This window comes from Micromonospora sp. NPDC007208, assembly GCF_042869175.1.
In the GTDB taxonomy this organism is placed as follows: Bacteria; Actinomycetota; Actinomycetes; order Mycobacteriales; family Micromonosporaceae; genus Micromonospora; species Micromonospora foliorum.
In genome coordinates, this window is the sequence record NZ_JBIAFG010000014.1 from 78,879 (window position 1) to 96,806 (window position 17,928).

Consider the following 17,928-nt stretch of genomic DNA (forward strand, 5'->3'; position numbering starts at 1 on the left):
GTGGCGCGATAATCGCTACGGTGGCTGGCGGGGGAGGAATGGCGTGACGCCGATGTCGTGACGCTCGGACGAATCGAGGAACCCGTGCGGTCTGCCGAGGACGAACAAGCCGTGACCGACCTCGCCCGGCTGATGGTGGACCGCGCCACGGTGGTAGAGCCCTCGGTCGACGCCGAGAGGGCGTTGTTCCCGGTGCTGGCGTCCGCCTTCCTCCGGGACCGGCGCCGCGCGCTCGCCGGCGCGCCGTCGGGTGGTGCCCTGAAGTTCGGGGCGGACGAGACGGTTCTGCTGTTGACCCCCCTCATGCTCGAAACAGCCCGGGTGGTGTGGGCGTACCTGGTCGAAGATGCCACTCGGCGGGGGATCAGCTGGTCGGGTGCGGCGGCGCGGCAGATGTTCGGCGACCAGTCCGCGTCGCCGGATACCGAGCAGTCGAGTGACTCGTCACCGTTGGCACTGACGGTCGAGCAGTGGAATCACGTGCACCAACTCGTCACGCAGGTGCTGACCGGCCCCGGCAAGATCCCGCCCAGCCGGGCAGCTCTGCTGGCAGACGCGGTCGTGGGCCGGGGCAGACTCGGCGAGGGCCCGAAGGCGTGACCACCGTCCTCGATCCGCCCCAGCGCCGCCACGACGACACCGAACGCGTCCTCGCCGCGCCGTCCGGGACGCACCTGCGGTTCCTGCTGCTCATCACGGCCGCGCTGGCGACCAGCGCGGTCATCCTCGCGATGGCATACCTGGCGATCCCACCGCACCTGGAATCGCACCGCACGGTTTTCGCGCAGTGTAAGCCGGTCCTACGCGGCCCGGCCGGCTCGGTGCCCACGACACTCGTCGACAACCTGGCCCGGGACGAAGCGACAGTCACCGCGTTCGTGGAGTGCACCGCACCCGCCACCCTGGCCCAGGCCACCTGGGTGGGCTGGGCGCTGGCGGCACAGGTCGGGCTCGTGCTGCTGGTGTACGGGCTACACCCCTGGTGGGTACGCCGCCGGGGCCGGCTGGAGAGGTTCGACGGGGATGCCGATCCGGTGCTGCGGGACGAACTGACCGACCTGCTCGACCGGTTCCCGCCGCGGCGAGGGCCACAGTGGATGCTGGCCCCCTACTCGTACGGGCAGAGCGGGCAGGCGTACGGCCTGCCGTGGAGCCCACGGATCAGGCTCGATGTCGGGCTGCGGGTGCTCCTGGCGACCGACCGGCCCCGCTTTCGCGCCGTCGTCCTGCACGAACTGGCGCACCTGCGCAACCGCGACGTCGGCATCACCTACCTGACAATCGCCGTCTGGTGGGTCTTTGTCGGCACGGCGTTGCCCCTGCTCCTGCTGACCCTGCTCGCGCCCGTGCTGCCGGGAACGATGATCGGTGCGGGGCTGAACAGCGGGTGGCAGTTGGTCGCTGTGCTCGCGTCCATCGCCCTGCTCACCGCGATGGTCTACCTGGCCCGTAACTCGGTGTTACGCACCAGGGAGCACTATGCCGATGTGGCTGCCGCCGCGGCCGGGAGCCGTTCTGCCCTGCTGGCCGCGATCGACGTGCTGCCCTGGCCCTCCGGCCGCCGATTCTCCTGGTACGGCACCCACCCCGCCCCCGGTCTGCGGCGGGCCACTGTCGTCGACCCACTGCGGTTGTTGCGGACCGGCGCCACCGACGTGGTGGTCTTCGGTCTCGCCGTCGGCGTCGCGCTGGCCAACCTCCTGTACGTGGTGCCCGCCGCGGTGGGCGCGACGCCGGGCCGCGTACTCGTGTGTGTTCTGGTGGCCGCCGCCCTGGCCCTTTTCCTCGCGGCCTGCGCGCGACGGTCCGTCGCGGGCGCATACCCGACGAATCCCACCAGCGGACAGTACTGGGGCGTGCCGACCCTGCTCGGGCTCAGCGTGGGCGCCGGATCTGCGGTCTCCGCCCTGTCCGCCTTCACCAGCGGGGCGGGAATGGTGGGCGCGGACGCGTCCTTCGCCGCCGCCGCCCTGTTGTGCCTGGGCGCCTGCCTGTTGCACGTCTGGTTCACGTCGGCCCACCGAGCCTCGTGGCGGCCGGACCGGGCCACCCGGTTCACACCCGCCGTTCTGACCACGCTGTTCGTGCTGGTCGGCGCGGTGTTTCTGTTCTACTGGCTGGTGGGCGCCGAGCACCTGACAGCCGTCCAGCTCGGCCCCCCGCCGACCTATGGGGCGGACATCACCTGGTACCGCGACCTGGCCCGGGTGGTCTCGACGACCTATCTGCCCGTGGTCACCCTCAGCAACCTGCCCCTCGGTCTCGCCCTCGTCGCCCTCGCGTGTGCGCCACTGCTGGCAGCACGGGTCGCCCTGGCGCGGCTGCGCCCCACCCTCATCACCGGAGTCGTCGCGGGAGCAGCAGCACTGCTGGTCGCCGTGGCGCTTCCGTTCGCCGCACAGTGGTCACTGCCCGAGGCTGTCCGGCACCCCACCGAGGAATTCGAGCTCGCCGGGGCACCCCCGTTCACCGTCGTCCTGCTCTACACCTACGGGTTGGCCACCGCCGCAGCGGTGCTGCTGGCGACCGCGCCGGTGGCCTTCCGCAGTGAACGGATGCGGCCCGCGCTCGTCACGCTGGCCGCGCTCGTCGCGGTGACCACCGCGGCACCCGGTCTCTATCTCCTCAGGACCGGTGCCCGCTGCCTGGACATCTACGTCGACGGTGTGACCTGCGGCGTGAGCGGCGCCCCTATCAGGGAGCACACCCTGTACCTGGACATCGTCCTGGCCTGGGCCGGGATCGTGGCGGTGCCGGTCGCGCTGCTCGCCGCCGGGGCCGGCACGGTGTGGCGGGCACGGCGGCCTCGACGACCCGCACCGGACGAGGCTGCGCCGCCTGCCGAAGGGCAGGCCAGCGGCCGGGCCCGTACGCGCGGGCTCGTGCCGGTGCTGGCCGTGCTGGTCGTCGGCACCGTGTTCGCCGCGACCGAGCTACCCCGGCTGACGGTTCTGCTCCTCCCGGCGGCCACCGACGGCGCGACCTCCACGGTCGCCGACGGATGCCTGCCCGGCTACTGGGTGGAGCAGTCCAGGCGGCAGGTACAGCCGATCAGCACCACCGACGTCGCCATCTTCGCCAGCTCCGGCGCGGTGTGGTCGTTCGCCCGGCAGGGCACCGCGACACTGCATCTCGGCGACAGCACAGCCCGGTCCGAGACGGCGCCGCAGGAGCACATCGCCTATCTCAGCGCCGGCATCATCCAGTGGCGTTATGCCGCGACCAACGGTCAGCTCACCTTCACCGCGGACCGGGTCTCGGCGACCCTGACCGGCAGCATCGGCGGTGCGCGGCGCGGCTCCATCGCGCTGGGCACCGGTGACGTCGTCGACTACGCCCTGCCTGCCGGCTACAGCTGCACCGGGGACACCCTGACCGCCGCAGCGCCCGGACACGTCGTCACCCTGCACCGGATCGGCGGGGCCGACTGAACCGACCGCCTGCGGTGGCTGCTCACCACCGCGCACGCCTGGCAGGTCCGGGAGGCGTTACGCCGGGCCCGCCGGCAGACCTTCCTGGCCGCCGCGCTGGTGGTGGTCGGGGCGGTGGTGTTCATCGCCGCCACCGCCGGGTAGCGCGCCGCCACGTCGGGCCACGACGGCAGCGGCGCGCCATCAGCCGTCGCTCAGTACGGATATCCGGGGATGTTGAGTCGCACGCTGTACAGCCCGGAGTCGCCCCACGGGCCCGACGTGACATAGAGGGTCTGCCGGTCGGGGCCGCCGAACGCCACGTTTGTCGTGCCGGTGTTGCCGGGCCGGATCGTGCCGAGCTGGGTGCCCGTGGGGGAGTAGACGTGGACCAGGGAGTCGCCGCCGGAGGTCCAGTACACGTTGCCGGCGCAGTCGATCGTGCCGCCGTCCGGGCCGCCGATGTAGTTCACGAAGACGCTGCGGGCGCCGATGCTGCCGTCGGGCTGGACCGCGTACTTATAGATCTTGTTCTCGGAGTAGGCGCCCACGTACAGCGCGGTCCCGTCCGGCGAGAGTGAGATGCCGTTGGGTTGGCGCAACCGGTCGTCCACCAGCGACACCTGCCCGTTGGAGACGCGGAAGACGCTGGTCCGCCCGCTCATCTGGTCGGCGCGGTTGCCGCGCTGGAAGTTGGGGTCGGTGAAGTAGACGACGCCGTCGGAACGGACCGCGACGTCGTTCGGCGAGTTGAACGCCCGGCCCTGGTAGTTCGCCGCGACGGTGCCGCGGGCCCGGTCGCTCAGCCGGTACGTGGACACGCTGCGCTGGTCGTGGGTGGCCGCGACGAGTTGTTGGGCGTCGGCGCTGAGCGCCAGCCCGTTGCTGCCGGCGTTGGCGATGAACGTGTCGAAGGTCGCCGGCGGGGTGAACCGGCGGATCGTCGACGGCTGGACGTTGTACGGCCCGGTGCCGGCGGCCATGTCGGACAACAGCAGGTAGCCACCGTCGGCGACCCAGACCGGCCCTTCCAGGAAGGTGAACCCGCCCTGGATTCGTGGGGCCGTCACGGTGCTGGCCGGCAGCGGCGAGCCGTAGTTGGCCCCCGTCGGGCAGACCCCGGGCGGTGCGCCGGGCGGGCCGGCGAGGGTGGCGTGAGCGCTAACATGCGCAGCGTCGACGGCAGCACCGGCGGGCAGTGTGGTGGCGCTGACCGCGAGGCACAGGCCGGCCAGTGCGGCAATGGTGGGACGCCAGGTCATCGAATACTCCAATCGGCGTCGAGGGTGGCGATGGCCGGCGTGCGAGGTCGGTGGCTGGCACGGCGTGAGGGCGGGCCGTCGATGTGGGTATTCGGGAGCCTAGGTTATGAACGGGCGACCCGCAGCAATCTTTCGCCGTTGATCCCGAAACGGATCGGGGCTCGCATGCAAAGACGCTGGTCAATGCCAAAGAACGTCGGAAAATCCTTCCGGCACGACCACAGTGGACAGATCAGCGGTTGCCCGGGTCGTCGGGCCGGACGCGGGGAATAGGCTCGGGTCATGACTGGCCTGCTCAGTGGTGCCCCAATCGCCGTCAACCCCCTCCGCCAGCTCACGATCGAGCAACTCCGGCAGCGAACGAGCCTCAAGTGGCGGGAGTACCCCGACGACGTGCTGCCGCTCTGGGTGGCGGAGATGGACGTGCCGCTGGCCGAGCCGGTCGCGCGGGCCATCACCGACGCCGTCGCGCGCGGCGACACCGGCTACACCGCCGGCACGGCCTACCCGCAGGCGTTGGCCGAGTTCGCCGCCCGGCGATGGGGTTGGGACGGGCTGGTCGTGGAGCGCACCGCGCTGGTGCCCGACGTCATGCACGGCGTCGTCGAGGCGTTGCGACTGGTCACCGAGCCGGGGGACGCGGTAGTCGTCAACTGCCCGGTCTACCCGCCGTTCTACGAGTCAGTGGCCCACGCCGACCGCCGCATCGTGGAGGCGCCGCTCGGCGAGGACCTGCGGATCGACCTCGGCGTGCTGGAGGACGCGTTCCGGCGGGCTCGGGCCGGTGGACGGCCGGCGGCGTACCTGCTCTGCAGCCCGCACAACCCGACCGGCGTCGTGCACAGCGCGGCCGAGTTGTCCGCCGTCGCGGGTCTGGCCGAGCGGCACGGGGTGCGGGTGGTCGCCGACGAGATCCACGCTCCGGTGGTGGCTGGGGGAGCGCGGTTCGTGCCGTACCTCTCGGTGCCCGGCGCGGAGAACGGCCTGTCGCTGATGTCCGCGTCCAAGGGGTGGAACCTGGCCGGCCTGCGCGGTGGGCTCCTCGTCGCCGGTCCGGCCGCGGCCGGGGACCTCGCCCGGGTCCCGTTCGGGGTCAGCGTCAGCACCAGCCACCTCGGCGTGATCGCCCACACTGCGGCCTTCCGCGACGGCGGCGAGTGGCTCGACGCCCTGTTGACCGGCTTGGACGACAACCGGCGGCTCCTCTCCGCGCTGCTCGCCGAGCACCTGCCGGCCATCCGCTACCACCCCGGCCCGGCCACCTGTCTGGCCTGGCTGGACTGCCGCGCCCTCGGCCTCGGCGACGACCCGGCCACCGTGTTCCTCGACCGTGGCCGGGTGGCGCTCAACCCCGGCTCGGCGTTCGGCACCGGCGGCGGCGGGCACGTGCGACTGAACCTGGCCACCGCACCGGAGCTCATCACCGAGGCGGTCCGCCGGATGGCCAGCGCCGTCGGCTGAGACCGGAACGGGGCCGACCCCGGCGCGGCCGAGTGGTCTGGCTTCCGACCGTCCTTCGACGGGAACGCAACCTGATCGGCCTCCGGTCCCGTCGAGCTTGCGGAGGAGGGAGCCTCGATGGTGGATGCCGAGGGCGAGTTCGTGGAGTACGTCTCCGCGCGACTGCCGAGCCTGCATCGGACCGCGTTCCTGATGTGCGGCGACGCCCATCTGGCCGACGACGTGGTGCAGCAGACGATCACGGCGCTCTACGTGAACTGGCGCCGGGTCAGCCGGGCCGACAACGTCGACGCGTACGTACACCGGATGCTGGTGCACAAGCTGGTCGACGAGAAGCGGTTGAGCTGGACGAAGGTCCGGCTGCTGGGGTCGGTGCCGGAGCCGGAGCGCTCGCCGGTGACGCCGCAGGACGACCTGGCCGAGCGGGACAGCCTGCTCGCCGCGCTCGCCCGCCTCCCGCGCGGCCAGCGCACCGTGCTGGTCCTGCGGTTCCTGTGCGACCTGTCGCTGACCGACACGGCCGCCGCGATGGGCTGCTCCGAAGGCAACGTGAAGGCGCAGACGGCTCGGGCGCTGGCGGCCGTTCGCCAGGTGCTCGACGTCACCGAGATGTCAGTGAGGAGTCCGACATGACCACGGGGGACGACCAGCGGATCGCCGCACTGCTGCGGTCGGTGCCGGTTCCCGAGCCGCGGGTCGACGTGAGCCGGGCGGTCCGCGACGGCCGGCGGCGCCGTCGGCGTCACCGCGTCGGCGGGATCGCCGCGCTGACGGTGCTGGCCGGGGTCGGCGTCGTGGGTGCCGTTCAGGTCGGCGGGACCGCCAGCACGCCGGCGCCGACCACACCGGCGCTCGCGGTGTCACCGGCCGAAACCGGGTCGGCCACTCCGCGCCCGCCGGTCACCTGTCAGGCGTCGTGGTTGTCGCAGCCCATCGACGGCCCGGTCGCGGTGGCCAACAGGGTCGACCCCACCGGGCGGCACATCGTCGGCGACATCGGCACCGGACAGGAGGACGGGCGGGTCGTGCTGTGGAGCGACGGCCGGCCGGTCGTCCTGCCGGCGGCCGCGCGGTACGCGGCCGCGGTCAACGCCAGTGGCTACGTGGTCGGCACCAACGGCGACGGCACCGGGTGGGTGTACCGGGACGGGAAGCTGCGTTTCCTGGCCACCCCGCCCGGTTACGACGCGGTGCTCGTGCACGCGGTCAACGGCCGGGGCGACATCGTCGGGACCGCCCGCAGGTCCGACGACTCACACCGCGCCGTGCTGTGGTCGGTGGACCACCCACAGCGGTACCGGTTGCTCGGCGAGCGCGGATCGTCGGCGACCGGGATCACCGAGGACGGCGCGATCGTCGGCACGATGGGCGAACTGCCCTACCGGTGGACGCCGCAGGGCGTCGGGGCGGCGCTGGCGGTGCCCGACGGCTACCCGCGTGCGTCGGTCGACTCGGCGCACGGCGAATGGGCGATCGGCATGGTTCCCGGCGGCGAGCGGGGCGGCGCCGTGCAGATGCTGCCGGTGCGGTGGAATCTCGCCACCGGGGCGGTGAACGTGTTGCCCTTCCCGGGGGTGGCCGGCATCGCCGGCAATGGAGACCTGCTGGTCGCCGACGGTGCGCCGCTGGTGGTGGCCCTGGACGGCACCACCCGTCGGCTGCCGGGCCGACCCGAGGTCCGGACGACCGAGGCGGGCACGTACACGGCCGAGGGGATCAGCGACGACGGTCTGACGGTGGTCGGGGCGGTCTACGAGAACCAGGCGTACCGGCCGTTGGTGTGGCGCTGCACGCGCTGAGGGGTCGAGCGGTTTCACCACGGGGTTTGCCGGAGCGTGCCGGTCCGGATCGTTTCAACCGACCAGATCCGTGGGTACGCTCCCACCGGCTGATCACCCGATCGACGGAGAATTCCCGTGGTTATGGCTCTGCTGCTCGACCTCGCCAACATCGTCGGTGGCTTCCTACTCGCCGTGGCGGTGCTGCGGCTGCTGCCACGGGTCGGCGACGACCTGGGCCGCCTCGCCGGCCGGGCCGCCCCGATTGCGTGGGTGGTCGGCCTCGTGGCGTTGGTGGCCGGCGGTTACTACCTCATCGTCCACCTGGTGTCCGGGCCCCGGGTGTTCCACTTCGAGGTGGTGGGGATCGGTGTGGGGCTCGCCCTGCTGTGGGGCCGGTTGACCGGGCGGTCGACGCCGCGCGACGATCAGTCGGACGCCGCCACCGGTGTCCGACTGTTGCTCGCGATCTTTGGCCTCATCGCGATCGTCGTGGGTGTCCAGGGGCTGTTCACCCCGGACGGCTGACAGCGAGTGCCCGGGTCACGTGGTGGACGGTCGCGGCGCCCAGGTGCCCGCGGCGCTGGCGACCAGGAGTATCACCGCTGGCAGGAACGCGACACCGATGCCCAGCCCGAGCAGCAGGCCCCATCCGGTGAGAACGAACGCGGCCACCAGATCGGCGAGCAGGGTCAGCCGACCGACCCGCTGCGCGAGAACGGGCAGCAGCGCCGCGACGACGGGAACGCCGAGCAGATAGCTGGCGGCGGCGCCCGAGTCGTCCACGGTGAAGGGAGCCAGCGCTGCGGCCACCAGCGTGGTGATCGCCAGGGCCGACCATCTGAGCACCGACCGGGTGTTGGCCGGCTTGCGGACCAGGACCACGAGACCGACGAGCAGGACGCCCACGATTGCGCCGACGGCCGTCAGACCAGTCATCTCGTTCTCCTCGACCGCCGCGGGAGGAACTTCATCGAAGGCGGCGGATCGTCGCCTCCGCTTCCCACGATACGGCTGGCCGGCCTAACTGCACGAGCTCCCAGTCTCCTACTCGTTCCGGACGGTGCGGCGTCGGCGCCGTCTGCTCGCACCGGTACCGATGGGCTCGCTCACTATCGCCGGACCGCCGTCCGGAGAATGCCGTTGAGGCCCTCCTCGAACAGCAGGTCGTCGTCCCATCGGGTGTCGTCGAGGTGGCCCGAGGCGTCGAGGGTCGGATAGGCGGTGGCGCTCGCCACGATATGGGCGCGGGCCGCGGCCCTGGTTTCCGGCTCCGTGGTCCGTCGCCAGGTGGCTTCGGTGAGCGAGGCGCCGATGATGTAGTTGGCCAGCAGGCGCGTCGCCACCGCGAGGTGCAGTCCGCTACAGCCGCCGCGTACCAGCGCCGATTGCAGAAACTCGGTGCGGGCCAGCACGTTCGGACCGAGCATGGGGCGGCCGATGAGCCCTGCGGCCCAGGGATGATCCAGCATGGCGCCGCGCCAGGCGCGAGCGAGGACGCGGATGTCCTCTAGCCAGCTCTCGCTCGCGTCCGGAACGGGCACATCGCCGAAGATCCGGTCGACGGCCAGGTCCAGCACGTCGTCCTTCGTCCGCACGTGCCAGTACAACGCGGTCGCCGTGACGTCCAGCCGTTGCGCGAGGCAGCGCATTGTCAGGCCCTCGGCGCCAAGCTCGTCCAGCACGATCACCGCCGCGTCCACAATGCGCTCGATGCTCAGTGGCGGCTTGCGCCGCGCCCGCGACGGCACCGCACGCAGCCATACCGGCGGTGCGGTGCCGTTTTCCTGGCGCGCCATCGACGGCGAGTTGGACATACCGGGCTCGACGGTGGTCATGGGGCATCCTAAACACGTGGACAGGCTATTTAACGACGGTAAGGTAGCTGTCCGTACGCAAGTTGCCTTGACGGTTGCCGAGGAGGTTCCGGCATGCCTCTCCTGCGAGTCCACCTCGACACTGACCGGACCACCGCCCGTCGGGTGCTGCAACTGCACCAGGAGGGCAGGTTCCATCACGAGTCACGAGAGGCGGCCCGGGAGCAGGTGTGGCGCCAGGGCCGCACCCCGTTCGGTGATCCGGTCTTCGTCGGCATCACCAACGGGCGCCGAAACGTCCAGCTGCTCTACGACGTCGAGGTCTACTCAGACACCACCGGTTGAGCGGACGTCAGCCAGCGTCCAGGACCTCCCGCAGCCGCACGGCGAACTCCTCGGGCTTGCCCGCGTAGCCGAACTCGCCACTGAGGAACCCGCCGTGGTGGCTCGGGAACACCACGGCCTCCTGACCGAGCAGCGCCGCGAGCCCCAGGGTGGTGCGAGCGGTGTACGTCCCGGCCGACTCCTCACCGACCGCGACCACGATCCGGGTGGGCGCGGCGGTGAGCACACCCGCGTCGGGACGATAGTCGGTGATCGCCCACGAGCTCTTCGACAGCAGCGGATCGTCGCGGCTGCCGTCGTCGTCGGCGGGCATGCCGAACATCGCCGGGTCGGGGGTGGGCTGGGCGAAGTAGGCATCGGTGAACTCGCCCTGCCAGGACGTCATCGCGATGAACGCGGCCATCCCGGCACCCGAGCCCTTCGCCTGGTACGCCTCGTAGAAGCCGGCTCGGGCGCGCTCGGCGGCAGTGGCGTCGGGGAGCACGGCGTTGATCGGCGGCTCGTGCGCCACCAGCGTGGCGACGTCGCCGGGGTGGGTGGCGACCAGTTCGAGTGCGGTCACCGCGCCGCCGCTGCTGGCGAACACGTCGACCGGACCGACGTCGAGCGCCTCGACGAGCGCGTGCAGGTCGGCGGCCTGCTGCTGCGGCGTGTGGTCGGACCGACCGTCCTTGCGGACGCTGCGGCCCAGGCCACGCGGGTCGTAGGTGAGGACCGTGCGGTCCGTGAAGTGCGGGGCGAGCGCGGTGAAGCCCTCCGCCGCCATCGGCTGGCCGATCATGAGCAGCGCGCGATGGGCGCCAGTGGGAGGTAGCGGACCGCGGACGTCGTAGACCAGGTCGACGCCGGGAATGACCAGGGTGTGCGTCTGGATGTCCTGCATCCGATGAGACTACGGCCGGCCGACCGGAGTCGGGGTGCCTTGCGGGCGGCGAGCCACCCGGTCTTTCGAGACGACGCGCGTGCGTCGACCCGGGCGGGGCGAGGGTCCGGGGCTACCGATCGGTGGCGCGGCGGATGGTCGCGGCCAGCTGCGACGAGTCGTGGCCGGGCTCGACTCCGTCGACGAGAATCACCTCGCCGGTGAGGTGCCTCGTCCGCAAGGGCTTGATCTCCTGATAGTCGCTGGACTGGTACCAGCAGCGGGCCCGGGCCAGGTCGGGAAACTCGATGACGATCACGTCGCCGGGCCAGTCGCCCTCCAGGACGTCGATGGCGCCGCCGTGGACGATGAACCGGCCCGCGAAAGGCGCGAGGGTGGCGTCGATTCGTTCCAGGTACGTCAGCACCTCGACGTGCACGGGTGCCTTGCGGAGGTGCGCGAGCGCGTACGCGGTCATGATTGCCTGTCCTTTGCGTCTGGTCTTCTGCCCCGGGTCGCGATGGTGGCGGGCGGCGTGGGCCGCCGCGTCGCGGCACCGGACCGGTCGTGCCGGAAGAGATATTTCCGGTCTGGTGGTGGGCTGTCGATTACCTCGCAGGTAATGGCCCGGGTGCCGGCGCGGATTTAGGGTCGGTGAGTGATGATCTCGACCCGGCCGGGGCGACCAGTGGGGGAACTGCTGCGTGACTGGCGCCGAACTCGCGGCATGAGCCAGCTCGACCTGTCGATCGAGGCGGGAGTGTCGACCCGGCATCTGAGCTTCGTCGAGACCGGGCGATCCCGGCCGAGCCCCGACCTCATCCTGCGGCTGGCCGAACACCTGGAGATGCCGCTGGCCGAGCGCAACACGGTGCTGCTGGCCGGCGGCTACGCGCCCGCTTACCCCCGCCACGAACTGAGCGACCCCGAGTTGGCACCGGTACGTGCCGCCGTACGGCAGATCCTCGACGGTCACCGCCCGTACCCCGCGCTGCTGGTGGACCAGCACTGGCACCTCGTCGACGCCAACCCTGCCGTCGCCCTGTTCACCATGGACGCGCAGCCGCACCTGCTCACCCCACCGATCAACGTGCTGCGCCTCAGCCTGCACCCCGACGGTCTGGCACCGCGCATCGTCAACCTGCCCGAGTGGCGTGCCCACCTGCTGAAACGGCTGCACCAGCAGGCGGCGTCAACCAACGACCCGATCCTGTACGACCTGCACGAGGAGCTTCGTGGCTATCCCGGTGGCGACGTCGACACGACACCGGTCAGTGATGCCCTCTCCCGTGTTCTCGTCCCGCTGCGATACCGGCACGGTGACCAGGAGTTGTCCTTCGTCAGCACCACGACCCTCTTCGGTACGCCGCGGGATGTCACAGTCGCCGGGTTGGCCGTCGAGGCGTTCTTTCCCGCCGACTCGGCGACCACGCAAGCCCTCCGAGCCCGTGCCGATCGTGACGCGGCTGCTGCCCGTCACCCCGCAGGCGGCGGCTGACGGAGCGCGTCGTCGATGATGCCGGGGATCCGCCGGGCCACTCCCGCGAGGAGATCCGCGACCTGGACGCGCGGATCGTCGCGGGAGTCGACCATCACCAGCCCGGCCAGGGGTGACACCCCGTTCGGCAGTGCCCCAGCCCGGTCGAGGCCGGCCGTCGGCGCGTCGCCGTTGTCGGCCAACACCCGCTGGAGACGGGTCAGCCGGTCGGCCGTCAGGGCACTCTGCTCGTCGTGGGTCGCCAGCACCTGCCGCCGCCCGCCGCTCCAGGACAGGACGGTCTCCGCCAGCGCCGGCAGCAGCGGTTCCAGCGGGGGAGGGACCGTGCGGTCGTCGACGTCGAGCCTGGCCACCACGAACCGGACGTGACTCGGGCGGAGCCCGTCGAGGACGGCATCGGCCACCGGGCCGAGCCCGTGCCGCCGTAGCGCGTCGCGGGCCTGGAAGAACCTCCGCACCGTCTGGTCGACCGGAAGCCGCCGCTTCATCCGCACCAGATCGACGAACGCCGACAGGAAGGCGTCCCAGTCGCCTCCGGTCGAGCGTCCGGCCTCGTGCAGGGCGAGAGCGGCCGGATGGTGCTCGCGAGCGAGGCGGGTGCCCGCCGCGTACGACGGCTCGGTCAGCAGGAAGTCGACGATCCGGGTGACGAGGAAGAACTCCTTGTCGATGAGGTGGACGTGCGCACGGCCGGCCAGCGCCGCCAGGAACCACTCCAGCGCCTCGTCCGCGCCAGAGCCGCGCAGGAACCGCCCGGACTTGAGTTCGTGCGGTGCGAACCGGAACCCGGACCGCAGGGCGGTGATGAGCGCGATGGCCTCGTCGAGGGTCAGGTCGACGCTCGCGTGCGTGATCACCGGGGCGGTCGAGTGCAACAGGTTCGTGCCCGAGAATCCCGACTCGTCGCAGGCGATCTCCACGACGGCACCGACGACCGCCGCGCCGCCCGGCGGTAGTCCACCTTGAAGCGGCGACCTCATCCCCGGGCTCCCGCCATGCCGCCCATGGTCACCCGTATGACGGCGGAGAACAACCCGATTGCGTACGGGAGCCGCTGTGCTCGATGCCCGATGATCGGTGCATGAACGCGGCGACCTGGCGGGTGGTGGGGCGGTCGGTCCCCGGACCGATGGCTCTTGCGGTGTGGCTGCTGGTGACGGTGCCGGCCCCGCTGGTCTTCTTCGAGTGGACGCACCGGTGGGAGGAGAACGCCAGGGTCGGCGCGGCGTTGTGGTGGACCGTGGGGGCGGCACCCGTCCTTGCGGCCGTGGTGGCAGCGCGGCGTTCCGGTCCGCGTCGTGCCGGGCGGACCCTGGTCGCGGCGGTGGTCGCGGTCACGCTGGTCAGCACGGTGTTCGTGGGTACGACGTTGGCGGTCTACCGGTGGGTCGTTCCGCTCACCGGGTCGGCGCCGTGGCGGGACGTCCTGGTCGGGAGCGTTCTGCTGGCCGCCTGCGGCGCGACGGTCGGCCACCTGCTCGGCCGAGGTCGGGAGCGGCCGGGGCTCGTGCCGGCCCGACGTGGCTACGTCGCCGGGGCGATCGTCGCCGTGGTGGGCGCCCTGCTCGGGCAGACGACGGTCCAGCTCGGTGCGGAGGGCAGCACGGAATGGCAGGACTGGGTCGAGTACGGGGCGGTCGGACCGTATGCGGCCTCGGCCAGCCAGTCGGGCGAGCTGAGGCTGCCGGCGGCCGGCCGGTACGCGGTCTTCGCCGTGGGTTCTGCGCCGCGAGATCCGGACTGCCAGGTCACCGGCGTCGACCGGGTGGTCGTGTCGGCGACGGTGGTCACCATCGCGCCGGGCGACTACGGGGGCGACTACGCCTCGTACGCCTGGGTCGCCTCCTTCGACGTGCCCGTGCCCGGCGTCTATTCGTTGTCCTGCCGAACCTGGGACCAGCAGGCGTCGTACACCGTCGGGAAGAGCCCGCGGATCCGCGGTGCGGTGGGCGCGCTGATCCACTGGCCGCTGATCGCGGTCTGGTTGCTCGGTGCCATCCCTGGTCTGCTGATCATCGCGAACACCGGTCGGCGCCGTGCCGAGCGGCAGTCAGCGCACGACGCCCCAGCGGCTCGCTGACGCGGACCGATCCGGGAGGGGGAATCGTACATCTGATGTATGTCCATCCGGGTGCGTGGTCGTGGGCGTCGATCTCGCGAATCGCGGTGCTGCGCCGCGCCGATTCGCTGCTGCTCACCCGTCCCTGCGTCTTGCTGACCGGCCGGAGGGGCATCGCGCCCACCCTTCGATCGACCGTTGCCTATTCTGTGGCCCCGGAGTAACCTTCCCGAAACACATCAGATGTCTGGCTCGCCAAGGCCTGCGTCGGCCTGCTCCGGCGGGGTCCCGGTTGGCCCCACCAAGCGGATCCCCATGTCGAGTCCCATAGTTGTCACGCTTCGGGGTGGCCGGACTGGTCACCGTTTGGAGGATCGATGTCAGACCTGACCCGACGGCAAGCCCTCAAGATCGGCGCAGCCGGCGCGGGCGGCGCTCTCCTGCCGGTGCCGTGGACCGCCACGGCGCGGGCGGACTCGGTGGCACCGCCGCAGGTGTTGGCCGCCGGGGACCTCGCGCTCTGGTACGACGAGGGAGCCGGCACCGACTGGCTGCGGGCGCTGCCGATCGGCAATGGCCGGCTCGGGGCCATGGTCTTCGGCAACGTCGACGCCGAGCGACTTCAGCTCAACGAGGACACCGTCTGGGCCGGTGGCCCGCACGATCCCAGCAACCCCCGAGGCGCGGGAGCGCTCGCGGAGATCCGGCGGCTGGTCAACGCGAACCAGTGGACCCAGGCCCAGGATCTGATCAACCAGACCATGATGGGCAACCCCGGCGGCCAGCTGGCCTACCAGACCGTGGGTAACCTCCGGCTCGCCTTCGGATCCGCCAGCGGAGCGTCCCAGTACGACCGGACGCTCGACCTCACCACCGCCACCGTCACCACGTCGTACGTGCTGAACGGTGTGCGTCACCAGCGGGAGGTGTTCGCCAGCGCGCCGGATCAGGTCATCGCGATGCGACTGACCGCCGACCGGACCGGCTCGATCAGTTTCACCGCCACCTTCGACAGCCCGCAGCGCACCACGGTGTCCAGCCCGGACGGCACCACCATCGGCCTCGACGGCGTCTCCGGAAACATGGAGGGCGTCACCGGCGCGGTCCGCTTCCTCGCCCTGGCCAACGCGACCGTCAGCGGTGGCAGCGTGTCCAGCTCCGGCGGGACCCTGCGGGTGACCAACGCCAACAGCGTGGTCCTGCTGATCTCCATCGGCTCCAGCTACGTCAACTACCGCAACGTCGGCGGCGACTACCAGGGCATCGCCCGGCAGCGACTCACCGCCGCGCGCGCCAGCAGCTACGACCAGCTGCGCAGCCGGCACGTGGCCGACTACCAGGCGCTGTTCGGCCGGGTCACGCTCGATCTGGGCCGCACGTCCGCGGCCGACCAGACGACGGACGTCCGGATCGCCCAGCACAACACCGTCAACGACCCGCAGTTCTCCACACTGCTGTTCCAGTACGGCCGGTACCTGCTGATCTCGTCGTCGCGGCCCGGCACTCAGCCGGCCAACCTCCAGGGCATCTGGAACGACTCGCTGGCTCCGGCGTGGGACTCGAAGTACACGATCAACGCCAACCTGCCGATGAACTACTGGCCGGCCAACACCACCAACCTGGCCGAGTGCCACGGTCCGGTCTTCGACATGGTCCGAGACCTCGCCGTCACCGGGGCGCGGACCGCCCAGGTGCAGTACGGCGCCGGTGGCTGGGTCACCCACCACAACACCGACGCGTGGCGGGCCACCGCGGTGGTGGACGGCGCGTTCTGGGGCATGTGGCAGACCGGCGGCGCCTGGCTGTCCACGTTGATCTGGGACCACTACCTGTTCAACGGCGACATCGAGTTCCTGCGGGCGAACTACCCGGCCATGAAGGGCGCGGCGCAGTTCTTCCTCAACACCCTGGTGACCGAGCCGACCCTCGGTTACCTGGTGACCAACCCGTCGAACTCGCCGGAGCTGAGCCACCACGCGAACGCCAGCGTGTGCGCCGGTCCCACCATGGACAACCAGATCCTGCGGGACCTGTTCGACGCGTGCGCCCGGGCGAGCGAGATCCTCGACGTGGACAGCACCTTCCGGGCGCAGGTTCGCGCTACCCGGGACCGGCTCCCGCCCATGAAGATCGGCTCGCGCGGCAACATCATGGAGTGGCTCTACGACTGGGTGGAGACCGAGCCCAACCACCGGCACATCTCGCACCTGTACGGGCTGGCCCCCAGCAACCAGATCACCAAGCGCGGCACCCCGCAGCTGTTCGAGGCGGCCCGGCGGACCCTGGCGCTGCGCGGCGACGACGGCACGGGCTGGTCGTTGGCCTGGAAAATCAACTTCTGGGCTCGGATGGAGGAGGGCAAGCGGGCTCATGACCTGATCCGCTACCTCGCCACCACCGCCCGGCTCGCGCCCAACATGTTCGACCTGCACCCGCCGTTCCAGATCGACGGCAACTTCGGCGCCACCGCCGGCATCGCCGAGATGCTGTTGCAGAGCCACACCGGGGAGCTGCACGTCCTGCCCGCGCTGCCGCCGGCCTGGCCGAGCGGACGGGTGACCGGCCTGCGCGGTCGGGGCGGGCACACGGTCAGCATCACCTGGGCGAGCGGTCTGGCCACCGAGATCCTCATCCGACCGGACCGCGCCGGCACCGTCCGCCTGCGCTCCCGGATCCTGACCGGCACCGTCACGGTGGTCGACACCGCCGACGGTACGGCGGCCCGGACCACCCGGATCGAGTCCGACCTGATCGACGTCACCGTGCAGGCCGGGCGCACCTACCGGGTCACGAGTTCCGGCGCCACCACGCCGACGCTGGAGCAGAGCTTCAGCAACGTCGGCATCACCAGCGACAGCAACACAAACGTCGGGAACTTCGACGGCGGCGGGGCCTCGCTCTCCGCGCAGGCCCTGGCGCAGGCCGGCGCCAGCCCGGGCGGCACGGTGAGCCGCAACGGGGTCAACTTCCGCTGGCCCAACGTCAGCTCCGGGGCCGCCGACAACGCCATCGCCTCGGGTCAGACCATCGGGGTGACCGGCACCGGCAGCACGCTCGGCTTCCTGCTGACCGGCACCTACGGCGCGGTGTCGGGGACCGGCACGGTGGTCTACGCCGACGGCACCCGCCAGACGTTCACGTTGAGCAGCCCCGACTGGTACGGCGGGCCGCAATCCGGGGGAACGGCGGCCATCGTGTCCGCGTACCAGAACCGGCCAAACAACGGCCGCCAGGCCACCGCCGCCTGCATCTACTACGTGGGTGTCGCGCTGCAGAGCAAGGCGGTGGCCTCGGTCGTGTTGCCCAACATCAGCGCCCGGCCCGCCACGAACGTGCCAACCATGCACATCTTCGCCGTCGCGATCGGGGGCTGACGGCACCGGATCCTGGCTGGGGTTGTGGGCGCAGCCGGCGGTCGGTGGTGACCGTCGGTCGC

At 71.3% G+C, this 17,928-nt stretch carries 16 protein-coding genes; 10 read left to right on the top strand and 6 right to left on the bottom strand.

Annotation, left to right across the window (positions count from 1 at the left end):
- Window positions 1-111: 111 nt before the first annotated feature.
- Window positions 112-600, top strand: a complete 489-nt coding sequence (locus tag ACFYL6_RS24575; protein WP_387174551.1) for a hypothetical protein — start codon at window positions 112-114, stop codon at window positions 598-600.
- Window positions 597-3,431 (top strand): M48 family metalloprotease, encoded by a 2,835-nt coding sequence (locus ACFYL6_RS24580; RefSeq protein ID WP_387174553.1) that lies wholly within the window; start codon window positions 597-599, stop codon window positions 3,429-3,431. Before ACFYL6_RS24575 ends, ACFYL6_RS24580 begins: the two co-directional genes overlap by 4 nt.
- Window positions 3,432-3,625: 194 nt before the next feature.
- On the opposite strand, the gene ACFYL6_RS24585 is transcribed toward ACFYL6_RS24580, so the two are convergent.
- Window positions 3,626-4,672 carry an SMP-30/gluconolactonase/LRE family protein gene (locus tag ACFYL6_RS24585; RefSeq protein WP_387174555.1) on the bottom strand — a complete coding sequence of 349 codons (1,047 nt, stop codon included), beginning with the start codon at window positions 4,670-4,672 and terminating at the stop codon, window positions 3,626-3,628.
- Window positions 4,673-4,954: 282 nt separating this feature from the next.
- On the opposite strand from ACFYL6_RS24585, the gene ACFYL6_RS24590 reads away from it, so the two are divergent.
- From ACFYL6_RS24590 to ACFYL6_RS24605, 4 genes are all read left to right on the top strand, one after another.
- Entirely contained in the window at window positions 4,955-6,133 is a 1,179-nt protein-coding gene (locus ACFYL6_RS24590; protein WP_387174557.1) for a MalY/PatB family protein, read from the top strand.
- A 117-nt stretch (window positions 6,134-6,250) separates the two neighbouring features.
- Complete coding sequence (locus tag ACFYL6_RS24595) at window positions 6,251-6,766, top strand: SigE family RNA polymerase sigma factor (protein ID WP_387174559.1); 516 nt, start codon at window positions 6,251-6,253, stop codon at window positions 6,764-6,766.
- On the top strand, window positions 6,763-7,932 hold the full coding sequence (locus ACFYL6_RS24600) for a hypothetical protein (protein WP_387174561.1): 1,170 nt from the start codon (window positions 6,763-6,765) through the stop codon (window positions 7,930-7,932). The genes ACFYL6_RS24595 and ACFYL6_RS24600 overlap by 4 nt, the downstream gene beginning before the upstream one ends.
- Before the next feature lie 123 nt (window positions 7,933-8,055).
- Window positions 8,056-8,439 (top strand): hypothetical protein, encoded by a 384-nt coding sequence (locus ACFYL6_RS24605; protein WP_387174731.1) that lies wholly within the window; start codon window positions 8,056-8,058, stop codon window positions 8,437-8,439.
- Between the two features lie 15 nt (window positions 8,440-8,454).
- Here the strand turns inward: ACFYL6_RS24605 and ACFYL6_RS24610 are convergent, their stop codons facing one another.
- Together ACFYL6_RS24610 and ACFYL6_RS24615 are read right to left on the bottom strand one after the other, a co-directional pair.
- Entirely contained in the window at window positions 8,455-8,850 is a 396-nt protein-coding gene (locus ACFYL6_RS24610; RefSeq protein WP_387174563.1) for a hypothetical protein, read from the bottom strand.
- Window positions 8,851-9,023: 173 nt separating this feature from the next.
- The gene (locus ACFYL6_RS24615; RefSeq protein WP_387174564.1) at window positions 9,024-9,749 is read right to left on the bottom strand and encodes a TetR/AcrR family transcriptional regulator C-terminal domain-containing protein; all 726 of its coding nucleotides are present in this window, start codon (window positions 9,747-9,749) and stop codon (window positions 9,024-9,026) included.
- A 93-nt stretch (window positions 9,750-9,842) separates the two neighbouring features.
- Between ACFYL6_RS24615 and ACFYL6_RS24620 the strand changes: the two genes are divergently transcribed.
- Entirely contained in the window at window positions 9,843-10,073 is a 231-nt protein-coding gene (locus ACFYL6_RS24620; RefSeq protein WP_387174566.1) for a hypothetical protein, read from the top strand.
- A gap of 7 nt (window positions 10,074-10,080) precedes the next feature.
- Here ACFYL6_RS24620 and ACFYL6_RS24625 read toward each other — a convergent pair whose 3' ends face one another.
- On the bottom strand, window positions 10,081-10,956 hold the full coding sequence (locus tag ACFYL6_RS24625; protein WP_387174568.1) for an alpha/beta fold hydrolase: 876 nt from the start codon (window positions 10,954-10,956) through the stop codon (window positions 10,081-10,083).
- Between the two features lie 112 nt (window positions 10,957-11,068).
- Window positions 11,069-11,413: a DUF1330 domain-containing protein gene (locus ACFYL6_RS24630; protein WP_387174569.1), complete on the bottom strand. Its 345-nt coding sequence runs from the start codon at window positions 11,411-11,413 to the stop codon at window positions 11,069-11,071.
- Window positions 11,414-11,596: 183 nt separating this feature from the next.
- On the opposite strand from ACFYL6_RS24630, the gene ACFYL6_RS24635 reads away from it, so the two are divergent.
- The gene (locus tag ACFYL6_RS24635) at window positions 11,597-12,433 is read left to right on the top strand and encodes a helix-turn-helix domain-containing protein (RefSeq protein ID WP_387174733.1); all 837 of its coding nucleotides are present in this window, start codon (window positions 11,597-11,599) and stop codon (window positions 12,431-12,433) included.
- Here ACFYL6_RS24635 and ACFYL6_RS24640 read toward each other — a convergent pair.
- Entirely contained in the window at window positions 12,412-13,413 is a 1,002-nt protein-coding gene (locus tag ACFYL6_RS24640; protein ID WP_387174571.1) for a hypothetical protein, read from the bottom strand. The genes ACFYL6_RS24635 and ACFYL6_RS24640 overlap by 22 nt on opposite strands.
- Window positions 13,414-13,514: 101 nt before the next feature.
- On the opposite strand from ACFYL6_RS24640, the gene ACFYL6_RS24645 reads away from it, so the two are divergent.
- Together ACFYL6_RS24645 and ACFYL6_RS24650 are read left to right on the top strand one after the other, a co-directional pair.
- A complete protein-coding gene (locus ACFYL6_RS24645) occupies window positions 13,515-14,513 on the top strand; it encodes a hypothetical protein (protein WP_387174572.1) in 999 nt (332 codons plus the stop codon).
- Window positions 14,514-14,869: 356 nt separating this feature from the next.
- Entirely contained in the window at window positions 14,870-17,866 is a 2,997-nt protein-coding gene (locus tag ACFYL6_RS24650) for a glycoside hydrolase N-terminal domain-containing protein (RefSeq protein ID WP_387174574.1), read from the top strand.
- The last annotated feature ends 62 nt before the right edge of the window (window positions 17,867-17,928 follow it).